Origin of the sequence: Winogradskyella psychrotolerans RS-3, assembly GCF_000427335.1 — a bacterium.
GTDB lineage: Bacteria > Bacteroidota > Bacteroidia > Flavobacteriales > Flavobacteriaceae > Winogradskyella > Winogradskyella psychrotolerans.
In genome coordinates this window covers 1-520 of the sequence record NZ_ATMR01000108.1, presented here as the reverse complement: position 1 = coordinate 520, position 520 = coordinate 1, and the positions used below count along the sequence as shown (strand labels likewise).

Here is a 520-nt window from a genome sequence, read left to right as displayed (position 1 = left end):
GATGATAAAATGATACTTCCTGTCTTCTAGACTTTCTGCACGCACTTGTTGTGGCTCTACATTTTTCAACCCCAATTGCTTGACCACATCCTTTACTACAGTTATTTTCTTCCCTATAGAATCTACAAGGTGAAATTGTACTTCAGGGATAAAATGGCCAGCGGGATCCCAGGGAATCCTCCCCCGTACCGATATCAAGAATCTTGGTGCCGGGTTCGAAAGAAAGTAATTTTGCAACTCCTAAAGAATGCAGCACATGGTGAATGTAAAAACTTTCCATGTCCTTGCGACTGATGACATTGATCTTACTGTTCCAATCCACATAAAGGTCTCCCATGCGCTCAAATTGATCCATTTGTTGGGCATTCAATTCTGGGAAATAATGTTGGATCAGCTTATGGTCTGCATTCATCAATTAAATATGTTTATTTTTGCCCTTGGCAATTTCGTATAATAGTTCTCTTGATCGGTGAAGTTGTGCTTTCACCGTTCCCAAAGGTTTGTCAAGTTCGACAGCGAT

Annotated in this window: 2 protein-coding genes; both read right to left on the bottom strand. The window is 40.8% G+C overall.

Features of this window, described 5'->3' with window-relative positions:
- A partial coding sequence (locus ADIWIN_RS22340; RefSeq protein ID WP_438874656.1) for an RsmG family class I SAM-dependent methyltransferase occupies window positions 1-198 on the bottom strand: 198 nt, incomplete at its 3' end.
- Window positions 143-412, bottom strand: coding sequence for an RsmG family class I SAM-dependent methyltransferase (locus tag ADIWIN_RS11185; protein ID WP_438874657.1), 270 nt, complete (start codon window positions 410-412; stop codon window positions 143-145). The genes ADIWIN_RS22340 and ADIWIN_RS11185, both read right to left, overlap by 56 nt.
- Between the last annotated feature and the right edge of the window lie 108 nt (window positions 413-520).